The 25477-nt window shown below is 69.9% G+C and carries 25 protein-coding genes and 1 riboswitch; of the genes, 13 read left to right on the top strand and 12 right to left on the bottom strand.

Annotation, left to right across the window (positions count from 1 at the left end; all coding sequences use genetic code 11):
• Positions 1–399 precede the first annotated feature (399 nt).
• Together dnaB and ACIRVH_RS15300 are read left to right on the top strand one after the other, a co-directional pair.
• Positions 400–1875, top strand: coding sequence for a replicative DNA helicase (gene dnaB / locus ACIRVH_RS15295; protein ID WP_403952721.1), 1476 nt, complete (start codon positions 400–402; stop codon positions 1873–1875).
• Positions 1876–1939: 64 nt separating this feature from the next.
• The gene (locus ACIRVH_RS15300; protein ID WP_403952723.1) at positions 1940–3328 is read left to right on the top strand and encodes a serine hydrolase domain-containing protein; all 1389 of its coding nucleotides are present in this window, start codon (positions 1940–1942) and stop codon (positions 3326–3328) included.
• Between the two features lie 76 nt (positions 3329–3404).
• On the opposite strand, the gene ACIRVH_RS15305 is transcribed toward ACIRVH_RS15300, so the two are convergent.
• Positions 3405–3857 (bottom strand): GNAT family N-acetyltransferase, encoded by a 453-nt coding sequence (locus ACIRVH_RS15305; protein WP_403952726.1) that lies wholly within the window; start codon positions 3855–3857, stop codon positions 3405–3407.
• Positions 3858–3866: 9 nt separating this feature from the next.
• Complete coding sequence (locus ACIRVH_RS15310) at positions 3867–4325, bottom strand: MarR family winged helix-turn-helix transcriptional regulator (RefSeq protein ID WP_145878917.1); 459 nt, start codon at positions 4323–4325, stop codon at positions 3867–3869.
• Between the two features lie 144 nt (positions 4326–4469).
• On the opposite strand from ACIRVH_RS15310, the gene ACIRVH_RS15315 reads away from it, so the two are divergent.
• Together ACIRVH_RS15315 and ACIRVH_RS15320 are read left to right on the top strand one after the other, a co-directional pair.
• Complete coding sequence (locus ACIRVH_RS15315) at positions 4470–5678, top strand: MFS transporter (RefSeq protein ID WP_403952730.1); 1209 nt, start codon at positions 4470–4472, stop codon at positions 5676–5678.
• 127 nt (positions 5679–5805) lie between these two features.
• Entirely contained in the window at positions 5806–6225 is a 420-nt protein-coding gene (locus ACIRVH_RS15320; protein WP_403953044.1) for a heme-binding protein, read from the top strand.
• A gap of 76 nt (positions 6226–6301) precedes the next feature.
• On the opposite strand, the gene ACIRVH_RS15325 is transcribed toward ACIRVH_RS15320, so the two are convergent.
• Positions 6302–7168 carry a GNAT family N-acetyltransferase gene (locus ACIRVH_RS15325; protein ID WP_403952733.1) on the bottom strand — a complete coding sequence of 289 codons (867 nt, stop codon included), beginning with the start codon at positions 7166–7168 and terminating at the stop codon, positions 6302–6304.
• 163 nt (positions 7169–7331) lie between these two features.
• Here ACIRVH_RS15325 and ACIRVH_RS15330 point away from each other — a divergent pair, with 163 nt between their 5' ends.
• Positions 7332–7967: an HAD family hydrolase gene (locus ACIRVH_RS15330; protein WP_403952735.1), complete on the top strand. Its 636-nt coding sequence runs from the start codon at positions 7332–7334 to the stop codon at positions 7965–7967.
• 294 nt (positions 7968–8261) lie between these two features.
• Entirely contained in the window at positions 8262–9776 is a 1515-nt protein-coding gene (locus ACIRVH_RS15335; RefSeq protein WP_403952738.1) for a globin domain-containing protein, read from the top strand.
• A 14-nt stretch (positions 9777–9790) separates the two neighbouring features.
• On the opposite strand, the gene ACIRVH_RS15340 is transcribed toward ACIRVH_RS15335, so the two are convergent.
• The 5 genes from ACIRVH_RS15340 to ACIRVH_RS15360 form a co-directional block, all read right to left on the bottom strand.
• Positions 9791–10273 carry an NUDIX domain-containing protein gene (locus ACIRVH_RS15340; RefSeq protein ID WP_389178940.1) on the bottom strand — a complete coding sequence of 161 codons (483 nt, stop codon included), beginning with the start codon at positions 10271–10273 and terminating at the stop codon, positions 9791–9793.
• Positions 10274–10360: 87 nt separating this feature from the next.
• The gene (locus ACIRVH_RS15345; RefSeq protein WP_403952740.1) at positions 10361–11266 is read right to left on the bottom strand and encodes a LysR family transcriptional regulator; all 906 of its coding nucleotides are present in this window, start codon (positions 11264–11266) and stop codon (positions 10361–10363) included.
• 217 nt (positions 11267–11483) lie between these two features.
• Complete coding sequence (locus ACIRVH_RS15350; protein WP_403952743.1) at positions 11484–12632, bottom strand: cystathionine gamma-lyase; 1149 nt, start codon at positions 12630–12632, stop codon at positions 11484–11486.
• Positions 12629–13120: a low molecular weight protein-tyrosine-phosphatase gene (locus ACIRVH_RS15355; RefSeq protein WP_403952746.1), complete on the bottom strand. Its 492-nt coding sequence runs from the start codon at positions 13118–13120 to the stop codon at positions 12629–12631. Before ACIRVH_RS15355 ends, ACIRVH_RS15350 begins: the two co-directional genes overlap by 4 nt.
• Before the next feature lie 7 nt (positions 13121–13127).
• Positions 13128–13505, bottom strand: a complete 378-nt coding sequence (locus tag ACIRVH_RS15360; protein WP_403952748.1) for a phage holin family protein — start codon at positions 13503–13505, stop codon at positions 13128–13130.
• A 60-nt stretch (positions 13506–13565) separates the two neighbouring features.
• Here ACIRVH_RS15360 and ACIRVH_RS15365 point away from each other — a divergent pair, with 60 nt between their 5' ends.
• From ACIRVH_RS15365 to ACIRVH_RS15380, 4 genes are all read left to right on the top strand, one after another.
• Entirely contained in the window at positions 13566–13883 is a 318-nt protein-coding gene (locus ACIRVH_RS15365) for a cupin domain-containing protein (RefSeq protein WP_403952750.1), read from the top strand.
• A 166-nt stretch (positions 13884–14049) separates the two neighbouring features.
• Positions 14050–14262 (top strand): DUF5326 family protein, encoded by a 213-nt coding sequence (locus ACIRVH_RS15370; protein ID WP_145878899.1) that lies wholly within the window; start codon positions 14050–14052, stop codon positions 14260–14262.
• A gap of 200 nt (positions 14263–14462) precedes the next feature.
• Positions 14463–15377, top strand: a complete 915-nt coding sequence (locus tag ACIRVH_RS15375; protein WP_403952752.1) for an IclR family transcriptional regulator — start codon at positions 14463–14465, stop codon at positions 15375–15377.
• Between the two features lie 98 nt (positions 15378–15475).
• Entirely contained in the window at positions 15476–15913 is a 438-nt protein-coding gene (locus ACIRVH_RS15380; RefSeq protein ID WP_403952755.1) for an SsgA family sporulation/cell division regulator, read from the top strand.
• A gap of 94 nt (positions 15914–16007) precedes the next feature.
• Here ACIRVH_RS15380 and ACIRVH_RS15385 read toward each other — a convergent pair whose 3' ends face one another.
• Complete coding sequence (locus tag ACIRVH_RS15385) at positions 16008–17429, bottom strand: YibE/F family protein (RefSeq protein WP_403953047.1); 1422 nt, start codon at positions 17427–17429, stop codon at positions 16008–16010.
• Positions 17430–17509: 80 nt separating this feature from the next.
• A riboswitch (TPP riboswitch) is annotated at positions 17510–17683 on the top strand.
• Here ACIRVH_RS15385 and thiC point away from each other — a divergent pair.
• The 3 genes from thiC to ACIRVH_RS15400 all read left to right on the top strand — a co-directional run bounded on the left by thiC (position 17676) and on the right by ACIRVH_RS15400 (position 21706).
• Entirely contained in the window at positions 17676–19460 is a 1785-nt protein-coding gene (thiC, locus tag ACIRVH_RS15390; RefSeq protein ID WP_403952757.1) for a phosphomethylpyrimidine synthase ThiC, read from the top strand. Its footprint overlaps the riboswitch before it by 8 nt.
• A gap of 82 nt (positions 19461–19542) precedes the next feature.
• Positions 19543–20550: a hypothetical protein gene (locus ACIRVH_RS15395; protein ID WP_403952759.1), complete on the top strand. Its 1008-nt coding sequence runs from the start codon at positions 19543–19545 to the stop codon at positions 20548–20550.
• Between the two features lie 52 nt (positions 20551–20602).
• Entirely contained in the window at positions 20603–21706 is a 1104-nt protein-coding gene (locus ACIRVH_RS15400) for a hypothetical protein (RefSeq protein WP_403952760.1), read from the top strand.
• Between the two features lie 58 nt (positions 21707–21764).
• Here ACIRVH_RS15400 and ACIRVH_RS15405 read toward each other — a convergent pair whose 3' ends face one another.
• From ACIRVH_RS15405 to ACIRVH_RS15415, 3 genes are all read right to left on the bottom strand, one after another.
• Positions 21765–22628, bottom strand: a complete 864-nt coding sequence (locus ACIRVH_RS15405) for a hypothetical protein (protein ID WP_403952762.1) — start codon at positions 22626–22628, stop codon at positions 21765–21767.
• Positions 22629–22810: 182 nt separating this feature from the next.
• A complete protein-coding gene (locus ACIRVH_RS15410) occupies positions 22811–23887 on the bottom strand; it encodes a metallophosphoesterase (RefSeq protein WP_403952764.1) in 1077 nt (358 codons plus the stop codon).
• A 369-nt stretch (positions 23888–24256) separates the two neighbouring features.
• Complete coding sequence (locus ACIRVH_RS15415) at positions 24257–25369, bottom strand: LacI family DNA-binding transcriptional regulator (RefSeq protein WP_403952767.1); 1113 nt, start codon at positions 25367–25369, stop codon at positions 24257–24259.
• Positions 25370–25477 lie beyond the last annotated feature (108 nt).

Raw genomic sequence — 25477 nt, forward strand, 5'->3', positions numbered from 1 at the left:
GCTCGCGAACCGCGCACATGAGCGCACCGTTCGAGGCGATCTTGGTCCGACTGGGGAAGTTTTTCTTCTGCACAGCCGGTGGACGGTAAAGGTGCAGGTCAAAAGGGTGCGCTTGATGGGATCGAGGGCTTGTTCACAGGGCTGTCCACCGTGTCGTGCACAGGTTTCGGCAGGTTCTCCACAGCATCCGGGCCGTCGTCCACATGCCCTGTGGATAACCAGATTGGCTGACGGTGCCGACAGGCCTAACGTTGTCCGGCGCCCGCTCCTTCCCTCGGCCCGGGAAACGTCATAAAACCGACGCGCCAGAAGCGGAGTTGGGCCTCTCAATTGTCAGTGTCGTGCCGTACAACAGAGGGCACGGCGAGGTCCGCCGTGCGGACGGGAGGAGGTGGCTCGGTGAGCATTTCCGAGCCCTTGGACGATCCGTGGGCCGACAGCGGACCCAGTGATCGTCTGCCTGCCTCCCGTCGTCGAAGCGACGGCGGCCGGGGCCGTGACGAACAGCACGACCGGGGCCGGGAGAGCGGCGACTGGGAAGGCGGCTCCTCCTTCGAGCGGGTGCCGCCGCAGGACCTGGACGCCGAGCAGTCCGTGCTGGGCGGCATGCTGCTGTCCAAGGACGCCATCGCCGACGTCGTCGAGGTCCTCAAGGGTCACGACTTCTACAAGCCCGCGCACGAGACGATCTACCAGGCGATCCTCGACGTCTACGCCAAGGGTGAGCCGGCCGACCCCATCACCATCGCCGCCGAACTCACCAAGCGGGGCGAGATCAACAAGGTCGGCGGCGCGTCGTACCTCCACACCCTCGTCCAGACGGTGCCGACAGCGGCGAACGCCGAGTACTACGCGGAGATCGTCCACGAGCGAGCGGTCCTGCGCCGCCTGGTCGAGGCGGGTACCCGCATCACGCAGATGGGATACGCGGCCGACGACGACGTCGACGAGATCGTCAACCGCGCCCAGGCCGAGATCTACGCGGTCACCGAGCAGCGCACCAGCGAGGACTATCTGCCGCTCGGCGACATCATGGAGGGCGCGCTCGACGAGATCGAGGCGATCGGCTCGCGCAGCGGCGAGATGACCGGTGTGCCCACGGGTTTCACGGACCTGGACTCGCTGACCAACGGCCTGCACCCGGGCCAGATGATCGTCATCGCGGCCCGTCCCGCCATGGGTAAGTCCACGCTCGCGCTGGACTTCGCACGCGCGGCGTCGATCAAGCACAACCTGGCCAGCGTCATCTTCTCCCTCGAAATGGGGCGCAACGAGATCGCGATGCGTCTGCTGTCGGCCGAGGCGCGCGTGGCCCTGCACCACATGCGCTCGGGCACCATGACGGACGAGGACTGGACCCGCCTGGCGCGCCGGATGCCCGAGGTCTCCTCCGCGCCGCTCTACATCGACGACTCCCCGAACCTGTCGATGATGGAGATCCGCGCGAAGTGCCGCCGGCTGAAGCAGCGCAACGACATCAAGCTCGTGATCATCGACTATCTGCAGCTGATGCAGGCCGGTGGTTCCAAGCGTTCCGAGAGCCGTCAGCAGGAGGTCTCGGACATGTCCCGTAACCTCAAGCTGCTGGCCAAGGAGCTGGAGGTCCCGGTGATCGCGCTCTCGCAGCTCAACCGTGGTCCCGAGCAGCGTACGGACAAGAAGCCGATGGTGTCCGACCTGCGTGAGTCCGGCTCCATCGAGCAGGACGCCGACATGGTCATCCTGCTGCACCGCGAGGACGCCTACGAGAAGGAGTCACCGCGAGCGGGCGAGGCGGACATCATCGTGGGCAAGCACCGTAACGGCCCCACAGCGACGATCACCGTCGCCTTCCAAGGCCACTACTCCCGCTTCGTGGACATGGCCCAGACCTGACCCGGTCCCCTCTTGCCGGGGAAATGAACTCGACGCATGGCGCCCCAGCAGATGGACTGGGCCCATGACGACATCGCAAGAAGAGCTGCTCCCGGGCACCCGGCGGGCGTTGCTGCACCGGATCGCGGTCGCGCAGGCCGAAGGACGGGCGCCCTCGCTGGTCGCCGCTGTCGTGCGGGACGGACGGGTCGTCTGGCACGGGTCACGCACTTCGGTGGACGGGCATGGGCCGGACGAGAACGTGCAGTACCGGATCGGGTCGATCACCAAGACGTTCACCGCCGTGCTGGTGCTGCGGCTGCGTGACGAGGGTGTGCTCGATCTCGGTGATCCCCTGGAGAAGTATCTGCCGGGCACCGGAGCCGGCGAGGCGACGATCGCCGAACTGCTCGCACACACCGCCGGGTTGGCCGCCGAGTCACCCGCGCCCTGGTGGGAGCGGACTCCGGGCTCACTGCGCCCCGAGCTGAGCGACGTCCTCGGCGAGCAGCCCCTCCTGCACCCCGTCGGTCGTCGCCACCATTACTCCAATCCCGGCTACACCCTGCTCGGTGCACTGGTGGAGGAGCTTCGGGGCGCCCCCTGGGAGGAGGCGCTGCGCAGCGAGGTGCTCGAACCCCTCGGCCTCCACCGCACCACCGCCCAGCCGCAGGCGCCGCATGCGGGCGGTTGGGCGGTGCATCCCTGGGCCGACGCACTGCTGCCCGAACCGCTGGAGGGTCTCGGCCGCATGGCCCCTGCCGGCCAGCTGTGGTCCACCACCGGTGACCTCGCGCGGTTCGCCGCCTTTCTGATCGGGGGAGACGACCGGGTGCTGAGCGCGGAGTCGGTGCGCGAGATGCGGACGCCCGCGGCGCCGGCCGAGGCCGCGGACGTGGTGGACGGGGCGACCTATGGCCTCGGCATGCAGGTCCAACGGCGGGACGGCAGGCTCCTGGTCGGACATTCCGGCTCGCTCCCCGGCTTCCTGGCGAACCTCACCATCAGCGTGGACGACGACGTCGCGGCGGTGGTGCTGGCCAACTGCACCAGCGGCCCGCTGCTGGGAGCGGTGGGGGCCGATCTCGTCCGTATCGTCGCGGAGGCGGAGCCGCGCATCCCCGAGCCGTGGCGTCCGCTGGGTGAAGTCGAACCGGACGTCCTGGAGTTGGCGGGGCAGTGGTACTGGGGGACGCACTCCTTCGCCCTGCGGGTGATGGCCGACGGGCTCCTTGCGCTGGGACCGCTGACCGGAGGCGGCCGTCGGGCCCGCTTCCGTTCGAACGGAGACGGGACGTGGACGGGCCTGGAGGGTTACTACGCCGGAGAGCTGCTCCGGCCCGTGCGTCGCCCGGACGGTTCCCTGATCCATCTGGACCTCGGGTCGTTCGTGTTCACGCGGCAGCCCTACGAGGTGGGGGCCGAGGTGCCCGGTGGGGTGGATCCGAAGGGCTGGCGGGGGATCGCGGAGTAGGTGGCTCGTCGGCCGGGGGGGGGGGGGGGGGGGGGGGGGGCTCCCCCCCCCCCCCCCCCCCCCCCCGGCCGTTCTTTCAGAGCTGGAGCTTGAAGCCCACGTGCGAGGCGGTGAAGCCGAGGCGTTCGTAGAAACGGTGGGCGTCCGTGCGGCTGCTGTCGGAGGTCAGCTGTACCAACTGGCAGTTCTGACGCCGGGATTCCTCGACAGCCCACTCGATGAGCCGGGTGCCCAGGCCGCTGCCGCGCTCGTCGGCGTGGATGCGGACGGCCTCGATGATCGAGCGGGTCGCTCCCTTGCGGGAGAGCCCGTGGATGAGCGTCAGCTGGAGGGTGCCGATGACTCGGCCTTCCCGCGCCGCCACGACGAGCCGCTGGTTCGGGTCCGCGTTCAGTCGGTCCAGCGCCGCGAGGTAGGGCGTCAGGTCGTCCGGTGACTCGCGCTGGGCGCCCAGTGGATCGTCGGCCAGCATGGCGACGATCGCCGGCAGATCGTCCGTGGTCGCACGGCGTATTTCAAGATCTCCCATACCCGCACCCTATGCGGGCACGTTCAGGGACTCCACGACGCGTACCAGCGGGGCCAGCTCGGGGTTCCTGGCCGCTTCGTCCAGGGCTTCGCGCAGCGCGGCGTCATTGGTGGGCCGCGCCTCCTCCAGCAGCCGCAGACCCGCTTCGGTGACGTTGGTGTAGATGCCGCGACGGTCGGTGGGGCACAGGTAGCGCTCCAGCAGGCCGCGGTCCTCCAGGCGGGTCACCAGTCGTGTGGTGGCGCTCTGGCTGAGCACGACCGCGTCGGCGACCTGCTTCATCTGCAGATGGCCGCCCTCGCCCTCGTGCTGCCTGCTGAGCACGTCGAGCAGGGAGTACTCGCGCACGCTCAGGTCGTGCCCGGTCTGCAGGGCGCGCTCGATGTGCGCCTCGATCCTCCCGTGCAGGAGTGCGAGGGCGGACCAGCCCTGAGCGAGGGCGGTGAGCGCGGGGTCCGTCGCTGTCATTGGCGTTTTCCTCCGTCCTGGAGCGGCTGGATCCAGAGTAGGGCACTCCCGCAATAGTCGGCGGTTGCATGTAGCACGCGTCTGCAACTATTGTGGACGCACGCAAAGCGCTCCTGCAATCGTCTGGGAAGGTGTTACCCCCACATGCCTCTCGCGCTTCTGGCCCTCGCGATCGGGGCCTTCGGGATCGGAACGACCGAGTTCGTGATCATGGGTCTGCTGCCCGAGGTCGCCGGAGACTTCGGGGTCTCCATCCCCACAGCGGGCCTGCTCGTGACCGGATACGCCCTCGGCGTGGTGATCGGCGCCCCGCTGATGACCGTGCTCGGCACCAAGGTCTCGCGCAGGCGGATGCTGATGCTCCTGATGGGCCTCTTCACCGCCGGGAACCTGGTCTCCGCCGTGGCCCCCACCTTCGCGATCATGCTGATCGGACGGGTGATCGCCTCCCTCGCCCACGGTGCCTTCTTCGGCATCGGCTCGGTCGTCGCGGCCGAGCTGGTGGCTCCCGACAAGAAGGCCGGCGCCATCGCGATGATGTTCACGGGGCTGACCGTCGCCAACGTCGTCGGCGTTCCGCTGGGCACGCTCGTCGGGCAGCACGTCGGATGGCGCGTCACCTTCGGCATCGTCGCCGCCCTCGGTCTCGTCGGCCTGGCCGGCATCGCCAGGCTGGTGCCCGAGATGCCCAGGCCCGAAGGCGTGCACCTGCGCCATGAACTGGCCGCCTTCAAGAACGCCCAGGTCCTGCTCGCCATGGCGATGACCGTGCTCGGATTCGGCGGTGTCTTCGCGGCCATCACCTACATCGCGCCGATGATGACCCACATCGCCGGCTTCGCCGACGGGTCCGTCACCTGGCTGCTGGTCCTGTTCGGCCTCGGCATGGTCGGCGGCAACCTCATCGGCGGCAAGTTCGCCGACCGCGCGCTGATGCCGATGCTGTACGTCTCCCTGGGCGCCCTGGCCGCCGTCCTCGCGCTGTTCACGCTCACTGCGCACAACAAGATCGCCGCCGCCGTGACCATCGCCCTGATCGGCGCCCTCGGCTTCGCGACCGTTCCGCCGCTGCAGAAGCGTGTCCTCGACCAGGCCCACGGCGCTCCGACGCTCGCCTCGGCCGTGAACATCGGTGCCTTCAACCTGGGCAACGCCCTCTCCGCCTGGCTCGGCGGCATGGTGATCGCGGCCGGCCTCGGCTACACCGCCCCCAACTGGGTCGGCGCCGCCCTCGCCGCGGCCGCCCTGGTGCTCGCCGTCCTCTCGGCCGCCCTGGAGCGCCGGGACAGCGGGCGGAGCGCTGTGATGGCCTCCGGAAGCCCCTCCGGGCAGCGGACCCCCGTCCACCACTGAGCCCGCCCCGACCACAGGGCATCACCACCCTTACGTGAACGTCACCCGGACCGCTGGGGCGCAGGCCGCCCCCGGCCCGTGCGGCACCCCTCACCTCACGCACACACCGCACCAAGGAGAACGCTCCATCAGCACCACCGCCGTCGCCCCGCTCACCATTGAGGACGCCGAGCTGCTCGTCGCCACGGCCCGTCGCGCCGCCGGGGAGGCCGGAGTCACCGTCAGCGTCACCGTCCTGGACGCCGGCGGCCATCTGCTCGCCTTCCGCCGGGACGACCGGGCCGTGCTGATCTCCGGCGAGACCAGCACCCGCAAGGCCTACACCGCGCTCCAGCTGAACGCGGCCACGGCCGACCTCGTCGACGCCGTCCAGCCCGGCGGCCTCTTCCACACGCTCCCCACGGCCCTCGACCGGCCCCTGCTCTTCATCGCGGGCGGTCTCCCCGTCCACCGGGACGGTCGGCTGGTCGGCGCGATCGGCGTCGGCGGCGGTGCCCCGGACCAGGACCACGGCTTCGCCACCGCGGCCGTCCAGGCGCTCGCCTGACCGCACGCCCCGCGGCATGACGGCGCCGGCCCTCACCGCCCTGAAGCGGTGAGAGCGGCGTCTACCGTGCGACCGCTCAGCCCGCGGCGACCGTCAGCGGCGCGAACCGGCGCGTCCAGTCCCCCGGCAGGTCCGTGATGCCGTAGGTCATGACGGCGTTGAAGGCCACGGACGCCAGCCCCCGTGCCTTGGCCCAGGCCAGCAGCTCCTCGTGGCGTACATCGATGTCGGTGCGCAGCGGGCGGTCCGTATGGGCCGCCAGCGAGGTGATGAGGGCCTTGGCTGTCTCGGTGTCCCGGGCGATCAGCGGGCCGACGACATGCGTGTCCATGTTGGGCCACGCGGCCGTGTAGCCGATGATCCGGCCGCCGTCCTCGGCCACGCGCAGCTGATCGGCGAAGGCGGGCAGGCGGGTGATGAGGGGAGTGCGGTCGACGCCGAACACCTCCTCGTCGAGACGGAGGATCGAGGGCAGGTCCTCCGCGGTGGCAGCACGGGTCGCCACCCCGTGTTCCGGGCTGCCGGGTACGAAGTGTCCCTGCAGCATCTCCGCCCGGCCCGTGGCCTTGAAGCCCAGTTCCTCGTACAGCGGGCGCCCGTAGGGCGTGGCGTGCAGGGTCAGCGGCGTGGTTCCCATGGCCGCGACGACACGCTGCATCAGGCGGCGCCCGACACCCCGGCGGGCGTGGCGCTCGGCGACCAGGACCATGCCGATGGCGCCGAGGTCCGACCGCTCCCAAGATCCGTACTCCGTGACGACGCAGGCGGCGACGAGCCCTCCGTCGGGGTCGTCGATGCCGTAGCCCTTGCCTGCCGTGAGCAGGAAGCCCCACTTGTGTTCCTCGCGTTGCCACCCCCGATCTTCGGACAAGTCGGCGCACGCGGTGAGATCGCGGAGCGTCAGACGGCGGATGGGCAGAGCAGCGAGGGAAGGAGTCGGCACGCAGGTCAGGCTGTCCGACCGGCACCCCTGACGTCCACCTGTTTCGACGTAGACGCAGGTGCTTTTGGCCATGTCGTGGCCGTTCGTACAGGCCGACGACAGGCGTGCGTGTTTCACGTGAAACCTCGGCGGACGCGGCGGGGACTCCCATTAGCCTCAGCCCATGGCGAGACTTCATCTCTTCGACCTCGATGGCACTTTGCTGCACGGCACCACCGCTCCCGTGGAGATTTCCCGCCAGTTGGGCAGGGAGGCGGAGACGGTGGCGCTGGACCGGGAGATCGCGCAGGGACGGATAGGTCCGCCGGAGTATGCGACCCGGGTGTACGACCTGTGGGCGGAGCTGACCGAGGCGCATGTGGATGCGGCCTTCGAAGCGGCTCCATGGCTGGCCCGGATCCGTGAGGTCTGGGCGGCGGTCAGGGCCACGGGTGACTACTGCGCGGTGGTGTCGCTCTCACCTTCCTTCTTCGTGGAACGCCTCCTGGGCTGGGGTGCACACGCGGCCTACGGATCGCGCTTTCCCACCGTGCCGTTCACCGAGCCCGTGGACCCGGCCGGAGTACTCAACGCCGCAGCCAAGGTGACCGTCGCGGACCGGCTCTGCCAGGAATTCGGTGTGACTCGTGCCGACTGCGTCGCGTACGGCGATTCGCTGTCCGACAGGGAAATATTTGCTGTCGTACCGGTTTCCGTTGCGGTCAATGCGGACGGGCATCTGGCCGGACTCGCCACATACTCCTACACCGGCCGTGATCTGTGGGATGCCTATGAATTGGTGTACACGTCCGGTAGTTGAGGGAGTTCATGGTTCGCCCCTTGCTCGTTCCATGGGGATGCAAGGGGGGACTTGTGTGCATGGCGACGGCCGGTAGGGTCGACTCCGGTTCACGTCCGGGATGGAGTACACGCATCCCGTGCGGGCCGAGAGCAGGGCGGGCAGCCTAACGGGACGAAGAGATCGAAGAACCGCGTTTCCGGGTATACGGCCGCGGCATCGGGCCAGGATGGGATGCTGCGGAGAGTGCTACGGCTGGCCGCCCGCCGGGGGAAAGCATGCGCCTCCCGAGGAGGTGCGCAGACCGACCGAGAGATGTTCGAGGCGAGGGCACCCATGGACGCTCCGACCACCACGTCGGGGGAGAACGGCATAGCGGGCGGAGGCGGCTGGTTCACGCCGCACAAGGCGCCGTCGACCCTGCCGCCGGACGGTGATCAGGAGACGGTCGAGGCACGCAGGCCCGCGGTGGTACGCCCGGTGGGCCGGCCGACCCGGGAGGGCGCCGCCCGCCCCGCGTCCGAGGCTCCCGCCGACCACCCCACTCCTGCCGCTCCCGTCGAGCAGCCCGCGCAGCCGCTCGCACAGGCCCCGCCCAGCAGCCCACCGACCCCCGAGCCCGCAGCGGCCTTCGAGCCTTCGCACCCGGCCGCCGCGCGGACCGAGCCGGAGCACGTGCCCCCTCAGCGCTCCGCTCCGCCCGTCGTCGAGGATGCATCCCCGGACGCCCTCGCCATCCGGGGCACGATGGCCGAGATCGGCCCCGTCACCGACAAGGTCACCTCCTATTTCTACGCACTCCTCTTCGTTCGTCATCCCGAACTGCGTCCGATGTTCCCGCCGGCGATGGACACCCAGCGGGACCGGCTGCTGAAAGCATTGCTCACCGCGGCCGAGCACATCGACAACAAGCCGGTCCTCGTCGAGTACCTGCAGAACCTGGGCCGCGGACACCGGAAGTACGGCACACGCGCCGAGCACTATCCGGCCGTGGGCGAGTGCCTCATCGGGGCACTCAGCAGGTACGCGTCCGATGTCTGGACCCCGGAGATCGAGGCCGCCTGGGTGCGGGCCTACATCACGATCTCCCAGGTGATGATCGACGCCGCGGCGGCGGACGAACTGCGCGCCCCGGCCTGGTGGCACGCCGAGATCGTCACGCACGACCTCAGGACCCCCGATGTCGCGGTCCTCACCGTCCGCCCGGACCAGCCCTACCCCTTCCTCGCCGGGCAGTACACCAGCGTGGAGACGCCCTGGTGGCCACGGGTCTGGCGGCACTACTCCTTCGCCTCGGCACCCCGCTCGGACGGCCTGCTCTCGTTCCATGTGAAGGCCGTCCCGGCCGGCTGGGTCTCCAACGCACTGGTGCATCGCGCCCGGCCCGGAGACGTCATACGCCTGGGCCCGCCGGGCGGCTCGATGACCGTCGACCACACCACCGACAGCGGGCTGCTCTGCCTGGGCGGCGGCACTGGCATAGCGCCCATCAAGGCCCTCGTCGAGGACGTGGCCGAGCACGGTCGGCGCCGTCAGGTCGAGGTGTTCTACGGCGCCCGCACCGACCACGACCTGTACGACATCGACACCATGCTCAGACTCCAGCAGAGCCACCCGTGGCTCTCCGTACGGGCGATCATCGACCAGCTGGCCCATCTCCAGCTGCCCGACGCCGTACGGGAGTACGGCCCCTGGAACGAGTGCGACGCCTATGTCTCGGGCCCGCCCGGCATGATCCGCAGCGGGATCCACGCCCTGCGGGACATCGGCATCCCCTCGAACCGCATACGGCACGACTCGGTCGAGGAGCTGGTCGTCGTCGGGAACTGACCGGCGCAGGCCGACTATCCGAGGTCGGGGGCGTGCATGGCGCGGACGCCCTCGATGTTGCCGTCCAGGTAGTGGCGCAGCGACAGCGGAACGAGGTGGACGGAGGCGATGCCGACCCGGGTGAACGGGACACGGACGATCTCGTACTCGCCCGCCGGCTCCTCCACTTCGGGGCCGTGCCGCAGCGACGGGTCCATGGACTCCAGCCGGCAGACGAAGAAGTGCTGGACTTTCACGCCGGTCGCGCCGCCGTCCTCGCCGATGTGCTCCACGGTGTCCACGAAGCAGGGCACGACATCGGTGATCTTGGCGCCGAGCTCCTCGTACACCTCGCGGTGCAGGGCGTCGACGACGGTCGGGTCCGCGGCCTCGACCCCGCCACCGGGCGTGACCCAGTAGGGATCGACACCGGGCTTGGTGCGCTTGATCAGGATCAAGTCGTCACCGTCCAGAAGAACGGCTCGGGCGGTGCGCTTGACCACGGGTCGGACGGTCATGGGAGAAATGTGGCCCGGCTGGTTCCACGTGAAACATCCCACAGCGCCACCATCCGAGCGCACCGCGTAAAACCCCGGAGCAAGGGCTCAGCCCCAGCTCGCTGCTGCCCGCAGAAGCCACTCGTGCGCCCGGGCGACATGCGGCATGGCGAGCGTTCCCGTGCGCACTGCCAGGAAGTACGTGCGCAGCGGTGGCACCGCGGGGTCGTGCAGCGTCACGATCTCCCCCCGCTCGAGACCAGGGGTGCACAGATAGCGGGGCAGCACCGTCAGTCCGGCGCCCGCGGTCGCACAGGCGAGTACCGCGCGCAGATCGGGGACGATGACCGTGCCGGAGGCGGCCGGGCGCGAGTCGAAGACTGAGGCCCAGTAGCGCGAGACGAACGGCAGCGACTCGTGGACCTCGACGACCGGCAGGTTCTCCAGGGCGGGCGCCCCCTTGAGCCGCAGCGCTTCGGGGCCGATCCGCTCGGCCCAGCGGGGGGCGGCGACCAGCATGTGCTCCTCGTCGCAGAGCGCGGTGGCGGTCAGGAGGGCGCCGCGCGGCCGGACCGTGCTGATGGCCAGGTCATGGTGTCCGGCGGCCAGTCCCTCCAGTGTTTCCTCCGCGGTGCCGAAGGAGGCGCGCAGGGCGAAACTCTGGCCGTCGTCGCCGGTCAGCTCCGTCAGGACGGGAAGCGCGCGTTCGGCGGTGAACTCCGGCGGGCCGGCGAGATGCAGCGTCCGTAACGAGGACTCGTCGTCCAGGCCGCTCTCCGCTATCTCCACCAGGGCGTCGAGGTGTGGCGCGGCCTTGTGGGCGAGTTCGTCGCCGATGGTCGTCGGTGTCACCCCGCGGGCCTGCCGCAGGAACAGGGGGCGGCCCAACTGCCGCTCCAGGGTGCGGATCTGGGAGGTGACGGCCGGCTGAGAGAGGCCCAGCAGGGCGGCGGCACGGGTGAACGAGCCGGCCCGGTGCACGGTGACGAACGTGCGCAGCAAGGCCAGATCCATGGCACGCCCTTCCCTCTCCCTGCCCTCCTCCGGCCCCCGAGGCAGGCCCCAACTATAAATAAGTCGATAGGTCTCTGTCGCTACCGTGATTGGACACTGACAGAGAGTCAACTAGCCTTGTTCGCGCGGTTCTTCGCGCGCGGAACCGAAGGCGGTCCGAGCCACGAGGGGGGAGGCTCGGACCGCCGCAGAGCGGGCCGGGCGGCGCCCGATCCCGTCACTCGGCGGATTCGTCCAGGGCTCGCAGCACATCAGCCACCAGGTCCTCGGGATCCTCGGCGCCGACGGACATGCGGATGAAGCCCTCCGGGACCGGGTCTCCGCCCCAGCGGCCGCGGCGTTCCGCCGTGGAGCGCACGCCGCCGAAGCTCGTCGCGTCCTCGACCAGGTGCAGAGCTTCGAGGAAACGCTCGGCACGCGCGCGCGTGGGCAGCGTGAAGGAGACCACGCAGCCGTAGCGGCGCATCTGCCGGGCGGCGACCTTGTGCGCGGGGTCGTCGGGCAGCCCCGGATGGCGCAGCCCGGAGATCTCGGGCCGCTGCCGCAGGGCCTCGGCGACCGCGAGGGCCGTCGCGTTCTGCCGGTCGACACGCAGCTGGAGCGTGGCGATGGAGCGGTGCGCGAGCCAGGCCTCCATGGGGCCGGAGATCGCGCCGACGATCTTGCGCCACCGGCGTACGGCGGCCATCGCCTCGGCGTCACGACCGGTGACGTAGCCCAGCAGGAGGTCACCGTGCCCCGTCAGCTGCTTGGTGCCGCTGGCCACGGAGAAGTCGGCGCCCAGCTCCAGCGGGCGCTGCCCGAGCGGGGTGGCGAGGGTGTTGTCGACGGCCACCAGGGCGCCCTGCGCGTGTGCCGCCCCGGCCAGCCGCCGGATGTCACACACGTCGAGCCCCGGGTTCGACGGCGACTCGATCCACAGCAGCCGCGCGCCGTCGAGGGCCTCCAGCTGGGCGTCGCCGCCGGTGGGCGCGGTACGCACCTCGATGCCGTACGCCTCCAGCTGGGCGCGGACCAGCGGCAGCGCCTGGTAGCCGTCGGAGGGCAGGACGACCGCGTCCCCGGCGCGCAGCTGGGAGAACAGCACCGAGGAGATCGCGGCCATGCCGGAGGCGAACACCAGCGTCTCGACGTCGTCCCGCCCCGGCGCCTCCAGCTCCCCGATGGCGCGCTCCAGCAGCGTCCAGGTGGGGTTGTCGTCCCGGCCGTAGGCGTACGGTCCGGTCACCTCGCCCGGCAGGTGGAAGTGCGCGGCGAACACCGGTCCGGGCAGCGTCGGCTCGTGCTTGACGGGTTCGGGGAGTCCGGCCCGTACCGCGCGCGTGCCGTCGCCGACGCGGTCCGAGCCCTTGCCGGTGTCGCTCATGCGGCCCGTCCCTCCAGATGCTCCCGCACGGTGGCGAGCAGACCGGTGCTCGCCGCCTCCATCATCTCCAGGCACTCCTCGAAGCCGTCCCGGCCCCCGTAGTAGGGGTCCGGCACATCGAGGTCGTCGTCGGCCACAGAGTCAAAGGCGCGCAGCAGGCGTACCTTGCGGGCGTCCTCCTCGGTGGGCGCGAGACGGCGCAGGGCCTTGAGATGACCGGTGTCGAGGGCGATCACCAGGTCCAGGCGGGCGAACCAGGAGGGCTGGAACTGCCGTGCCACGTGCTCGGTGCCGTAGCCGTGCTCGTCGAGGACCGAGACGGTGCGCGGGTCGGCGGCATCCCCCTCGTGCCAGCCGCCGGTGCCCGCGCTGTCGATCTCCACCAGGTCGGCGAGGCCGGCCGCTTCGACGCGCGCGCGGAAGACGGACTCGGCCATCGGGGAACGGCAGATGTTGCCGGTGCACACGAAACAGATGCGGTAGGCCATGGCGGGCTCAGTCCTCGTCGGGCAGGACGAGGTTCAGCGCCCACGAGACGACGGAGATGATCAGGCCGCCGAGCACGGCCGTCCAGAACCCCTCCACATGGAAGCTCAGGTCGAGCTTGCCGCACACCCAGGAGGTCAGCAGCAGCATCAGCGCGTTGACGACCAGGGTGATCAGCCCGAGGGTGAGGATGAACAGCGGGAAGGTGAGTACCTTCAGGATCGGCTTGACCAGGAAGTTCACCAGGCCGAAGATCAGCGCGACCACGATCAGCGTGCCGGCCTTCTTGGCCGTGCTGTCACCTGTGAGGGTGATCTTGTCGAGCAGCCACACGGCGACCGCCAGAGCGCCTGCGTTGGCGAGCGTCTTGACTACGAAATTCTTCATGTGTCTGATCGTGGCAGACCAGATCGACGGCGAGCAGTGGGGCGAGGGCGGCAAACGGCGATGAAGGCATTCCGGCTGGACGAACTGGAGGCGGAGCGCGCCGCCAACGAAGGGGCCTACCTGCAGTTTCTGCGGGAACGGCACATGTCGGTCGGCCTGTACGCCCTCAACGCCGGCGAACACGACCCGCAGCGTCCGCACAACCAGGACGAGGTCTACTTCGTCGTCAGCGGCCGCGCATCGATCACGGTCGGCGAGGAGACCACCCAGGTGGCCCGGGGCAGCGTGGTGTACGTGCCGGCCGGCGTCGCCCACAGGTTCCACCACATCAGCGAGGATCTGCGGGTTCTGGTCGTCTTCTCTCCGCCTGAGGCCTGAGTCCGACCCTCGGGGTTCCCTAGGGGGAGGGTCAGGGGAGGACAAGGGGTGCGAGGCCCCCGCGGGACCCTCTGGCGGCCCTAGCATCGAGTGCAGACATCGAGAACTGCGTCCACGACAGCGCGCAGTACGCCGTGGACGCACCGGAACGCAAAGGACGAGGGCAATGCGAGAGATCTTCGCGGGGCTGCCGTGGTGGGTGAAGTGGGTCGCGGTGCCGGTCATCGCCCTGGTGGTCTTCGGCAGCCTGATAGCGACCGTGGTCGGCTTCGTGATCGGCCTGCTCTTCAAGGCGCTGATCTTCGTCGCCCTGGTCGGTGGACTGATCTACGTCGTGCGCAAGTTCATGTCGAACTCCTCGTCGCGCAGCGACTGGTGAGGGACGCGGGAGCCGGTGACCGGTAACGGGAATCACCGGTTCCCTCGGGGGAGGGAAGTTTCCCCGGCAGGCCGTCTGCACGCGGTGGCGGGCGGTTAGAGTCCGGAACCCCACGCGGGGCCGGGCCCCGCGGGCGGCGTACACCCCACCCGTGCTTCCTCCGCACGGGCTGCCCCACCCTCGCGCTACGGGAGTGACCCTTGGCCACGGTTGACACCGCACCGGCAGAACCCCACGCACCCCCCGCCCCGCCGCACTCCTGCACACCCCCCTTGCAGCGGCCACCCTCCGCGGGCGTCCCGGGACAGCCACGCGCCGCGTCCCTCCCCGGACCCTCGCACTCCCCGGACGTTCCGGGTCAACCGTCCGCCGCGACCCTCATCGGATCCGTGCAGCGCGCGATGCGCCTGCTGGAGACCGTCGCGGCGCACGAGTACGGCGCCCCGGCCAAGCAACTCGCCCGCGAGACCGGCCTCGCCCTGCCCACGACCTATCACCTGTTGCGCACCCTGGTGTACGAGGGCTATCTGCGCCGCGAGAAGGGGCTGTTCTTCCTCGGTGACGCGGCCGAGCGGCTGAGCAGCAGCGGGGCGCAGCAGAAACGTCGCAGCACGGTGGCCGACACTCTGGCGCACTGGCGCGATTCCATCGGTGTGCCGGTGTACTACGCGATGTACCGGGACGGTGAGATCGAGGTCATGTGTGTCGCCGAATCGCGGGAGGCCCCGGCGGTCGAGGAGTGGGCCGACTTCCGTGAGACGGGGCACGCGCACGCGATCGGCCAGTGCCTGCTCTCCCAGCTGGACGAGGACGCCCGCCGGGACCATCTGGCCCGCTATCCGGCGCAGTCCATCACCCCGTACACCGTGCGCGACAACCACGCTCTGCTGCGCCGGCTGGCCAGGATGCCGCGGATGGACCCGGTGGTGGAGCGTCAGGAGTACGCGCTGGGGACGGTCTGCGCGGCTATTCCGATCACGGTCGGCACCACGGCGGCCACGATGGCCATCTCGCTCCCCGCCCACCAGGCCGACCGTCTCCTGCCCGCCGCACAGCGGTTGCAGACCGAGATCGGGCGCCATCTGGGCGCGCTGATGCCCTCTATCAGTATCTGAAAACTCACTCCTTGTGATCTGTTGTGTACTTTCAGCAAGATTTGACTACGGTCGAGGGATCAATCCCGGCCAGTCGATGTCATTTGACGGGGTAGGCGATGCGTGAATCCGTACAAGCAGAAGTCATGATGAGCTTTCTCGTGTCGGAGGAGCTCTCCTTCCGCATTCCGGTGGAGTTGCGCTACGAGACCTTTGATCCCTATGCCGTGCGGCTGACCTTCCATCTGCCCGGTGATGCCCCGGTGACCTGGGCCTTCGGTCGCGAGCTGCTGATCGACGGGGTCGGACGGCCGTGCGGCGAGGGGGACGTGCACATCGCCCCCGTCGACGCCGAGGTCCTGGGCGAGGTGCTGATCCGGCTTCAGGTCGGCGGCGACCAGGCCCTGTTCCGCTCCTCGGCTCCGCCGCTCGTGGCCTTCCTCGACCGCACGGACAAGCTCGTGCCGCTCGGGCAGGAGGGCGCGCTGGCCGACTTCGACGCCCATCTCGACGAGGCCCTGGACCGCATCCTGGCCGAGGAACAGAGCGCCGGCTGAGACGTTGCGGCAACGGGGCGCCAAGCGCTCCGCCATGCCGCGTGCAGCTGTGCAGGAACGCTTCTTCGGTGGGTCCGGTCTCCGCCGGGTTCCTTCACCGCTTCCGGCGCCGGCCCCTGCCGCCGCGTGCCGGAACGGGCTGTGCCCCGGCGGCGGCCGCCGCGGCCGGTGCCGGCCGGTCGGCCGACACCACCAGGGCGGCGAGCGCGGTGGTGACCGGGACGGAGGCGACCAGACCGATCGAACCCACCAGCGTGCGCACGATCTCCTCGGCCACCAGCTCGCTGTTGGCGACCGTGCCCACGCTGCTCTGCGCGATCGAGAACAGCAGCAGCAGCGGCAGCGCGGCACCGGCGTAGGCGAGGACGAGGGTGTTGACCACCGAGGCGATGTGGTCGCGGCCGATCCGGATGCCCGCCCGGTACAGCCCGCGCCAGCCCATCGCCGGATTGGCCTCGTGCAGTTCCCAGACCGCCGATGTCTGGGTCACCGTCACATCGTCCAGGACACCGAGCGAACCGATGATGACGCCGGCCAGCAGCAGCCCGCTCATGTCGATCGACGGGTACAGGCCGTGGATCAGACCGGTGCTGTCGTCCGTGTTGCCGGTGAGCGCGGCCCAGTCGATGAACTCCGAGCCGAGGAAGCCGATCAGCATGAGGGAGGCCAGCGTGCCGAGCACCGCCACCGACGTACGGGCCGACAGTCCATGGCACATGTAGAGCGCGATGAGCATGATCGCACTGGATCCGACGACGGCCACCAGCAGTGGATTCGAGCCCTGCAGGATCGCGGGCAGGATGAAGAGCGTCAGCACCAGGAAGCTGACGGCCAGCGCGACCAGAGCCATGACACCGCGCAGCCGGCCCACCACGACGACGGCCAGCGCGAAGATCCCCGCGAGCAGTGCCATCGGGAACTGACGGTTCACATCGGTGACGGAGTACTGCAGGTCCTTCGGCGCCGAGGGCTCGTAGGCGACCACGACCTTCTCGTCCTCGCGCAACTGTCGTGACTGGTCCGGCTGCACGATCTCGGTGAACGTACGGCCCTGGTCGTTGCCGGTGCCGACCCGGACTGTCGCCTTCTTGCAGGTACCTTTCGCCTGCTGCTGCGCCGAGTTGCCCTCGGCGGTGGAGGCGTTGCCGGTCGAGGTGCCACTCGAGGCGTTCACCGACTTGCAGCTCACCTCGACCACCTTGGTGACCGTGGCCTGCTGCGTCTGGCGGTCGAAGCCGACGCCCGTGCGCTCGTGCGGTGGGGCTCCCCCGGGCCAGAGCACCACCAGGCCGACCACGACCGCGGCCGTGAACGGGATCAGGATCGCCGCGATGACCTTACGCAGATGCTTCGAGACCGGCGCGGCGGGTCCGTGGCTGTGGCTGTGCCCGTGCGAGTGGCCGTGTCCGGAGCCCGGAGCGTGCTGGTGCCCGTGGCCGCCATGGCCGTGTCCGCCGTCCTGTCCGGAGCCGCCTGCGCCCGGCGGTTCGGAGGGCGGGTACGGGTACTGCTCCATGGTGGTCACCGCCAGATCATCGCAAGAACGCCAGGGGCCCTCTGTTCACCGCGCCCGAATTGACGCTAGCGTGGAGGCACCTTTGCACACGCGGGAGCTCGGAGCACCGGGCTGAGAGGGCGCTGACCTCCGTATTCGCGATGTTTCACGTGGAACGTGGTTTCACGGGAAACATCGGCAGACGGAAGCCGCTGCGTCGACCGCCGAACCTGTTACCGGGTAATGCCGGCGTAGGGAGTAGGTCTCATGACCAACAAGGACGCACGCACGCCTGCCTCCGTTCAGGACGAGAAGTCCCAGGAGGCCGGGAAGTCCATCGGCTGGCACAAGGCGTACGTCGAGGGCACCCGCCCCGACCTGCGCGTGCCGGTTCGCCAGGTGCACCTCACCAACGGGCAGTCGGTCACGCTGTACGACACATCAGGCCCGTACACCGATCCACTCGTCGACACCGACGTCCGCAGGGGCCTGGCGCCGCTGCGGGAGAACTGGATCATCGCCCGCGGCGACACCGAGGAGTACGCCGGTCGTCCCGTCCGACCTGAGGACGACGGGATCAAGCACACCTCACCGCGCGGCGGGCTGCGCAACCTGGATGCGGTCTTCCCCGGACGTCCGCGTCAGCCGCGCCGGGGCCGTGACGGCACGGCCGTCACCCAGCTCGCGTACGCCCGCCGCGGCGAGATCACGCCCGAGATGGAGTTCGTGGCCGTCCGCGAGAACGTTGATCCCGAGGTGGTCCGCGAGGAGATCGCGGCGGGCCGCGCGGTGCTCCCGGCCAACGTCAACCACCCGGAGATCGAGCCGATGATCATCGGCAAGCGGTTCCTGGTGAAGGTCAACGCCAACATCGGCAACTCCGCGGTCACGTCCTCCATCGAGGAGGAGGTCGAGAAGATGACCTGGGCGACCCGCTGGGGCGCCGACACGGTCATGGACCTCTCCACCGGTCGCAACATCCACACGACCCGCGAGTGGGTGCTGCGCAACTCCCCCGTCCCCATCGGCACGGTGCCGCTCTACCAGGCACTGGAGAAGGTCGACGGCAAGGCCGAGGAACTGACCTGGGAGATCTACAAGGACACGGTCATCGAGCAGGCCGAGCAGGGCGTGGACTACATGACCGTCCACGCGGGCGTGCGCCTGCCGTACGTGCCGCTCACCGCCAACCGCAAGACGGGCATCGTCTCGCGCGGCGGCTCGATCATGGCCGCGTGGTGCCTCGCGCACCACAGGGAGTCGTTCCTGTACGAGAACTTCGAGGAGCTCTGCGAGATCCTCGCCGCCTACGACGTCACGTACTCGCTCGGCGACGGCCTCCGGCCGGGCTCGATCGCGGACGCCAACGACGAGGCGCAGTTCGCGGAGCTGCGGACGCTCGGGGAACTCAACCGGATCGCCAAGCGTTTCAACGTACAGACCATGATCGAGGGCCCGGGACACGTCCCGATGCACAAGATCAAGGAGAACATCGACCTTCAGCAGGAGATCTGCGATGAGGCTCCGTTCTATACGCTCGGCCCGCTGACCACGGACGTCGCTCCGGCGTACGACCACATCACCTCCGGTATCGGCGCCGCGATGATCGCCTGGTGGGGCACGGCGATGCTCTGCTACGTCACGCCCAAGGAGCACCTGGGCCTGCCCAACCGTGACGACGTCAAGACCGGCGTCATCACCTACAAGATCGCCGCCCACGCGGCCGATCTCGCCAAGGGGCACCCCGGTGCGCAGGAGTGGGACGACGCGCTGTCCGACGCCCGCTTCGAGTTCCGGTGGGAGGACCAGTTCAACCTCGCCCTGGACCCGGACACGGCACGGGAGTTCCACGACGAGACGCTGCCGGCCGAGCCCGCCAAGACGGCCCACTTCTGCTCCATGTGCGGGCCGAAGTTCTGCAGCATGAAGATCTCGCAGGACATCCGCCGCGAACACGGCGGCAGCAAGGCCGAGATCGAAGAGGGCATGGCCCAGAAGTCGAAGGAGTTCGCGGCCGCGGGCAACCGGGTGTACCTGCCGCTGGCGGACTGACGCACGCGGGTGGGCGCTGCTCCTCGGGCCCGATGCCCGGAGAGCAGCGCCGGCACCGGTCGGTGAAACAGGGGGGTTGGGGATGAGACCTGTGGTGTTGCTGGAGACGACGGCTCCGGCACAGTCGCTGGTCTGGCAGGACGACACTCTGGTCGACCCGGTGGGTGGCCGCGCCTGGAACTCCGCCGGTGTGGAGCAGCGGACGGACACGGGCTACGGACCGGTGTTCGACAGAAGCGTCGTCTCCTCCTCCGGCCGCCACAGCGTCGTCTACGCCGAGCGCGGGACCAGGGCTCTGCTGGTCCGGGGCTCGTACGTCGTCCGTGAACTGACGCGCAGCATTCACCACGCCGACGACTTCGACTACCCCGTCGCGCTGGGAGTTCTGCCGGACGGGCGAGAGATCCTGGTTCACTGCCCGGAGGAGTACAACGTCCTCCACATCGAGGAGGTGGAGTCGGGGAAGCGCCTGACTTCGGGCCCACGGGGAGACAAGGACGTCTTCCACTCCCGGCTGTCGGTGAGTCCGGACGGCAGGCATCTGCTCGTGGCCGGCTGGGTGTGGCATCCGTACGGCATTGCCGAGGTCTTCGATCTGGAAGCCGCGCTGACGGACCCGGCCGCACTGGACGGGCCCGGAGTGCTGCCGATGGAGCCGGGCATCGACGCCGAGGTGGAGTCGGCGTGCTGGCTCGACCGTGATCGCTTGGTGGTTGCGACCGGTGAGGAGTTCCTCGATGACGAAGAGATGCCCGCTCTGGGCCCTCGGGAGCTCGGTGTCTGGTCCCTGTCCGAGCGTCGATGGATGCACCGGAGCCGAGTCGAGTTCAAGGTCGGCACGCTGCTCGCGGGGGGCAGCAGAGTCGTCGCGCTGCATGGGCATCCCCGGCTGATCGACATCACCACCGGCGCAGTCCTGGCGGAATGGCCGGAGGTGGCTGTGGCACGCCGGGAAGGGGCCTACGGAGCCACCCACGTCCCGACCCCGGTCGCGGCGCTGCATCCCGACGGCACCCGCCTGGCAGTTGCTCGGACGGGAGGCATCGCGGTCATCCAGCTGCCGGATCCCGGCGACGGGCGGGCGCCGTAACGGAAGGAGAACGATGCCGCCCGGGGCGCACAAGATCCCTAAGGTCTCCCGTGTGGGTGGGATCGATGTTGCCAACGGAGTTGTCGGTGCGGTCATCGGCATGCTGTTCGCGGTGCTGTTCCAACAGCCCTTGCAGGACGCGTGGTTCCGGGTGCGCAGACGCTCGGCGAGGGCGCTGCGGGGTCTGAGGAGCCGGGAGGAGTCGGGACCGGCGTGGCGGACGTTCTCGCTCGGGCCCCTGCAGACCTCGGCGCTGATCGTGGAGGGAGACGGTGAGACCCCGATCCCGGCAGAGACGATCTTCGTACACGTGCTCGACGAAGAGGTCCGGCTCCCGGCGGACATGAATCCTTGGCGGGACGAGGTAGCCACCGAGAGCGAACGGCTGCGCGGCGAGGGACGTACCCCCCTGTGGAACGGGCCGCGTTATGCGGTCGAGTCGTTCGACATCTCCCGCACGGCACTGGACGAGACGCCGGAGGTGCACCTGCGGCTGCGGCCGACCGACTACTACACGTTCCTGGCTGCTCAGCAGCTCGACCGGCGGCTGCCGAACGGTGCGACCCCCCGGTCGCGCTACCTGGATCCCGAGCAGCCCCTGGCCGCCCCCGCGTTCCTCCAGTGCAGCTTCGCCGTCAACGTCGCCGTGGTCACCGCCGACGACATGCTCGTGGTGAGCCGTCGCAGCGAGCGGGTCAGGATGGCGCCCGGTGTGTGGAACTCCTCGGTCAACGAGGGCCTGTCCCGGCACATCGACTCGTCGGGACGGAGCGCGCCGGACCTGCACGCGGTGTGCCGTCGGGGAATGCGTGAGGAACTGGCCCTGGAGGCACACGAGTACACACTCGACCTTCTGGCCTTCGTCCTGGATGTCGACAAGCGCCACTGGAGCGGCCACTACTTCGCCAGGCTCAAGGAACTGAGGAGTTCCGACCTCCAGGCGCGGATGAGCAGGGGTGTGGCGGACCGCTGGGAGCATCAGACGATCGACTACGTGCCGTTCCGCCCGGCGCCCGTCATCAAGTATCTGCTCCGGGAGGACCGTGTCCACCGCTGGGCGCCGCTGGCGCCCGCGTTGTTCCACCTCGCTCTCGTGCACGCCTACAGCCGAACGTCCGTCGAACGCGTCGAGGCGCAGATCGTCCGACGGCTGTAGCAGGGCCCGGCCGGTTTTTGGCCGGGATCCGGCGTGTGCCCCGGGCGGGGCACACGCCTCACTCCGGCTGGTGTTCCGGGCCGCCGAAGTCGGGGCTCGTGTAGTCCGGGCTGGTGAAGCTCGGGCGGCCGGAGGCGGAGCCGTCGTCGGGGCTGCTGAAGCCGGGGCGGCCGTAACCCAGGCGCGGCATGCGGCCGGTCGGGGCCGGCGGGGCCGTGGGGTGCAGGGCGGCCGTGCCGGGCTGGGCGAGCGCGTCCCGCAGGAACGGCAGGATGCCGCGCTCCAGCAGGGCCTCCCGCCAGGCCTCTCTCGCCCTGGACACGTCCTCGCTCGCCGCGTCGTGGGTCCCGGCTTCCGCCGCGGCGCTGTTGCGCAGGGCGGTGAGCAGCAGCCCGACCGCGGCGACGAGGATCGCGGCCGCGGCCACGGCGCCGAACACCCAGCCCGCGGTGAGCATGGTCTGGGCGAAGGCCTGACCGGGGGCCAGCATTCTCAGGATGTAGCCGACGAGCAGGAAGATCGCCGCGGCGGTCCCGGCGAGGACGGGGGCCAGCACCGCGATCACGGCGATGGCGCCCGCCCCGGTCGTCTCGGCGGCCTCGCCGAGGCTGGTGGCGAGCCCCATCGCGTCCGCACCCGGTTCGGCGGAACCGGAATCGCGGGCGGCCGAGGGGGTGGACGGCGCCGGGTGGCGCAGTTCCTCGCGGACCTTCACGTAGTGCTGGTACTCGCTCGCCGCGGCCGCCGTGATGAGCGCGGTGGCGTTGAGGGCCATGGTGCGCAGTTGTTCGGGGTTCAGCCGCTGTCCGACAGCAGCCAGTTCCGGGCGTTGTGGTGCGGAGCGCAGCGCCTCATCGAGGATCCGCTCGAATTCCTGGCGGTCCTCGCTCAGCAGGTGCTGCGGAACGCTGTTCATGTGCATCCCCCGATGCTCCGTAGGGCTTGTGGCTCGCACGCCGGCGAGCCGTCGGGCAGAAACGGAGGGGAGCCTGCTACGGATAAGCCGATGGTAGAGCCGTGACGGCACGCGGTGACAGGGGGTTGCCGGAAATTGCGTGCCGACCTGCGCTCATACGGTATGGGGCGCACCTGCCCCGCGAACGCTCAGATATCCAGGGGAAGTTGCTGGACCAGCAGCTTTCCGGCCATGGTCACGCCGCCGTCCATGGCGATGGCGAGTCCCTCGGCGTAGACGTGCGGTCCCTCGACGACGGGGTCGCTGCTCTCCTCGCCGTCCTCGGATCCGACCTCGCCGAGCAGGTACGGAATGGGGCTGTGGCCGTGAACGATGCGGGTGCCGCCGTACATGTCGAGCAGGGAGCGTACGGCGTCGGCGCCGCCCTCGTCGCGGAAGGAGAAGCGCTTGGTGAACTTCCTGAACAGGTCCCAGCACTCGTCCGCGTCGTTGCGCGTGAGCGTCTCGCGGACCGTGTCGTTGACGGCCTCGATCGAGTCGCCGTAGTCGAGGTAGGCGGTGGTGTCGGAGTGCACGAGCAGGTAGCCGTCGACCTCCTCGACCGCGTCGAGGCGGGCCATCCACTGCAGGTGGTGGTCCTGGAGGCGGTCCATGTCGGTCTTCTGGCCGCCGTTGAGCAGCCAGGCCGCCTGGAAGGTGGCGGTGCCCGCGCCGGAGTTGACGGGGGTGTCGCCGAACCGCTTGGCGCCGAGCACGAGCAGCTCGTGGTTGCCCATGAGGGCCTTGCAGTAGCCGCCGGCCGCGGCCGCCTCGGCGGACAGCCGCATCACCAGGTCGATGACGCCGATGCCGTCCGGGCCGCGGTCGGTGAAGTCGCCGAGGAACCACAGCCGGGCGGTGCCCGCGCACCACTGGCCGGAGGCGTCGATCAGCCCCTTCTCCTGCAGGGCGGCCACCAGCTCGTCCAGGTAGCCGTGGACGTCACCGACGACGTACAGCGCGCCGGGGCCGGTCGTGGGCTCTGCGTCGGGGGCTGCGGGGGCCGGTTCGACGGGGACCTGGAGCGTGTCGCCGCGGTTGATGACGGGCAGGTCGCGCTGGGTGGGCGTGTAGCCCTCGGGGTAGGCCTCGTCCACGGACGGGAGGGTGTCGCCGGACTGGGCGTGGACGTACGGACCGGTCTCGTGGACGTACGCGGGTACCCGGAAGTCGCGCAACGTCGCCGTCCGCTCCACCTCGGGTCCCTGACCGGCCCCCTGAGTCATCAGACCCCTCCACCATCGCGCCGCAGCTGCACCGCTTCGGACTGCCTGGTCGCAGCGGCCCGCGGTGTCGTGGGCCCATCATAGGAATGCGCGTCGCGCCGTGTGATGACCCAGGGGTGGTGAATCGGAGCAAGACTCCAGTTCACTGCGGCTTTCGCCCCGTTTGGGCAGGGGTTCGACCGGCTGCCGGTATCGCGTCGGCCGCACGGCTGGACGGTCGACCGACCCGTTTGGGGCCCGCGGAGCCGTGTGCCGCGAGGCGGCCGAGCCGTGGCGGCTTTCGGCTCCCCCCCGGGGCCCGCCCGGCCCCCGCCCGCAGCGGGTGAACCGATCGCGGCCACCCGCCGGGCTCCCGTCTGAGATCCCCCGTTATCCCTCTTCCGGGGTCCGCGGTGGGCTGACTGTCGTGCGCGGGGAACGCCGCTGGGACGAGGTGCGCACGATCAGCTCCGTCGGTATCACCTGCTCGACGGGCTGGTCCGCGTCGACGCCCTCGATGGCGTCGATGAGGAGCTGGACCACCGCGGTGCCGATCCGGCGCGGCTTCAGGGAGAGCGTGGTGATGGGCGGCTCGGTGTTGGCGTACACCGTGGACTCGCTGCAGCACACCAGCAGCAGGTCGTCCGGGACGCGCAGGCCGTAGCGGCGGGCGGCGGCGAGCAGGTCGGTGCCGTTGGGGTCGAAGAGGCCGTAGACGGCGTCCGGGCGGTCGGGGCGGGCGAGCAGCCGGTCGGCGGCGACGGCTCCCGCGCACGGGTCGTGCGCCGGGTAGGCCTCGTAGACCGGGTCCTGGCCGACGCGCTCGCACCAGCGCAGGTAGGCCGTGGTGGACAGATGGGTGTACGTGTCCGTCGTCGTGCCCGTGAGCAGGCCGATCCGGCGGGCGCCCGCGTCGGCGAGGTGGTCCAGGATGCCGAGGACGGCGGCCTCGTGGTCGTTGTCGACCCAGGCGGTGACCGGGAGCGAGCCGGCCGGGCGCCCGTCGGAGACGACCGGCAGCCCCTGCCGGACGAGTTCGCTGACCACCGGGTCCTGGTCGGAGGGGTCGATGACGACCGTGCCGTCCAGGGCCACGTTCGACCACACGTCGTGGCGGGAGGTCGCGGGCAGGATGACCAGGGCGTAGCCCCGGGCGAGCGCGGCCGAGGTGGCGGCCCGCGCCATCTCGGCGAAGTACGCGAACTCCGTGAAGGTGAAAGGTTCATCCCCGTACGTCGTCACGGTCAGGCCGATCAGACCCGACTTGCCGGTACGGAGGGTGCGGGCGGCGGCCGAGGGGCGGTACCCCAGCCGGTCGGCGACCTCGCGGACATGGCGCCGGGTGGCATCTGGGAGCCGGCCCTTGCCGTTGAGTGCGTCGGACACGGTTGTGATGGAGACCCCGGCGGCGGCGGCCACGTCTCTGATGCCCGCCCGGCCCGGCCGACTGCCTCGACGTGAGGTTTCCGCGCGGCTCACCTGGTGCTTCCCTGCTGCTGTCATGGCGAGCCGATAGTAGGGCTCATGCGGTGGGGTAGTGCGGACGCATATGCACGCATTGACAGGTACGTTTCTGCATGGTCATTACGGCTCAACTGCCTTGGAAAACAA

Origin of the sequence: Streptomyces sp. NPDC101165, from assembly GCF_044768135.1 — a bacterium.
Classification (GTDB): Bacteria; Actinomycetota; Actinomycetes; order Streptomycetales; family Streptomycetaceae; genus Streptomyces.

What these genes read in the sequence shown, in the direction of transcription:
- ACIRVH_RS15365 (WP_403952750.1), top strand. Translation starts at nt 13,566, where the DNA reads ATGAAGGCATTCCGGCTGGACGAACTGGAGGCGGAGCGCGCCGCCAAC.
- ACIRVH_RS15360 (WP_403952748.1), bottom strand. Translation starts at nt 13,505, where the DNA reads ATGAAGAATTTCGTAGTCAAGACGCTCGCCAACGCAGGCGCTCTGGCG.
- ACIRVH_RS15385 (WP_403953047.1), bottom strand. Translation starts at nt 17,429, where the DNA reads ATGGAGCAGTACCCGTACCCGCCCTCCGAACCGCCGGGCGCAGGCGGC.
- ACIRVH_RS15310 (WP_145878917.1), bottom strand. Translation starts at nt 4,325, where the DNA reads ATGACAGCGACGGACCCCGCGCTCACCGCCCTCGCTCAGGGCTGGTCC.
- ACIRVH_RS15415 (WP_403952767.1), bottom strand. Translation starts at nt 25,369, where the DNA reads ATGACAGCAGCAGGGAAGCACCAGGTGAGCCGCGCGGAAACCTCACGT.
- ACIRVH_RS15300 (WP_403952723.1), top strand. Translation starts at nt 1,940, where the DNA reads ATGACGACATCGCAAGAAGAGCTGCTCCCGGGCACCCGGCGGGCGTTG.
- ACIRVH_RS15405 (WP_403952762.1), bottom strand. Translation starts at nt 22,628, where the DNA reads ATGCACATGAACAGCGTTCCGCAGCACCTGCTGAGCGAGGACCGCCAG.
- ACIRVH_RS15345 (WP_403952740.1), bottom strand. Translation starts at nt 11,266, where the DNA reads ATGGATCTGGCCTTGCTGCGCACGTTCGTCACCGTGCACCGGGCCGGC.
- ACIRVH_RS15355 (WP_403952746.1), bottom strand. Translation starts at nt 13,120, where the DNA reads ATGGCCTACCGCATCTGTTTCGTGTGCACCGGCAACATCTGCCGTTCC.
- ACIRVH_RS15380 (WP_403952755.1), top strand. Translation starts at nt 15,476, where the DNA reads ATGCGTGAATCCGTACAAGCAGAAGTCATGATGAGCTTTCTCGTGTCG.
- ACIRVH_RS15335 (WP_403952738.1), top strand. Translation starts at nt 8,262, where the DNA reads ATGTTCGAGGCGAGGGCACCCATGGACGCTCCGACCACCACGTCGGGG.
- ACIRVH_RS15370 (WP_145878899.1), top strand. Translation starts at nt 14,050, where the DNA reads ATGCGAGAGATCTTCGCGGGGCTGCCGTGGTGGGTGAAGTGGGTCGCG.
- ACIRVH_RS15330 (WP_403952735.1), top strand. Translation starts at nt 7,332, where the DNA reads ATGGCGAGACTTCATCTCTTCGACCTCGATGGCACTTTGCTGCACGGC.
- ACIRVH_RS15315 (WP_403952730.1), top strand. Translation starts at nt 4,470, where the DNA reads ATGCCTCTCGCGCTTCTGGCCCTCGCGATCGGGGCCTTCGGGATCGGA.
- ACIRVH_RS15410 (WP_403952764.1), bottom strand. Translation starts at nt 23,887, where the DNA reads ATGACTCAGGGGGCCGGTCAGGGACCCGAGGTGGAGCGGACGGCGACG.
- thiC (WP_403952757.1), top strand. Translation starts at nt 17,676, where the DNA reads ATGACCAACAAGGACGCACGCACGCCTGCCTCCGTTCAGGACGAGAAG.
- ACIRVH_RS15350 (WP_403952743.1), bottom strand. Translation starts at nt 12,632, where the DNA reads ATGAGCGACACCGGCAAGGGCTCGGACCGCGTCGGCGACGGCACGCGC.
- ACIRVH_RS15395 (WP_403952759.1), top strand. Translation starts at nt 19,543, where the DNA reads ATGAGACCTGTGGTGTTGCTGGAGACGACGGCTCCGGCACAGTCGCTG.
- ACIRVH_RS15305 (WP_403952726.1), bottom strand. Translation starts at nt 3,857, where the DNA reads ATGGGAGATCTTGAAATACGCCGTGCGACCACGGACGATCTGCCGGCG.
- ACIRVH_RS15340 (WP_389178940.1), bottom strand. Translation starts at nt 10,273, where the DNA reads ATGACCGTCCGACCCGTGGTCAAGCGCACCGCCCGAGCCGTTCTTCTG.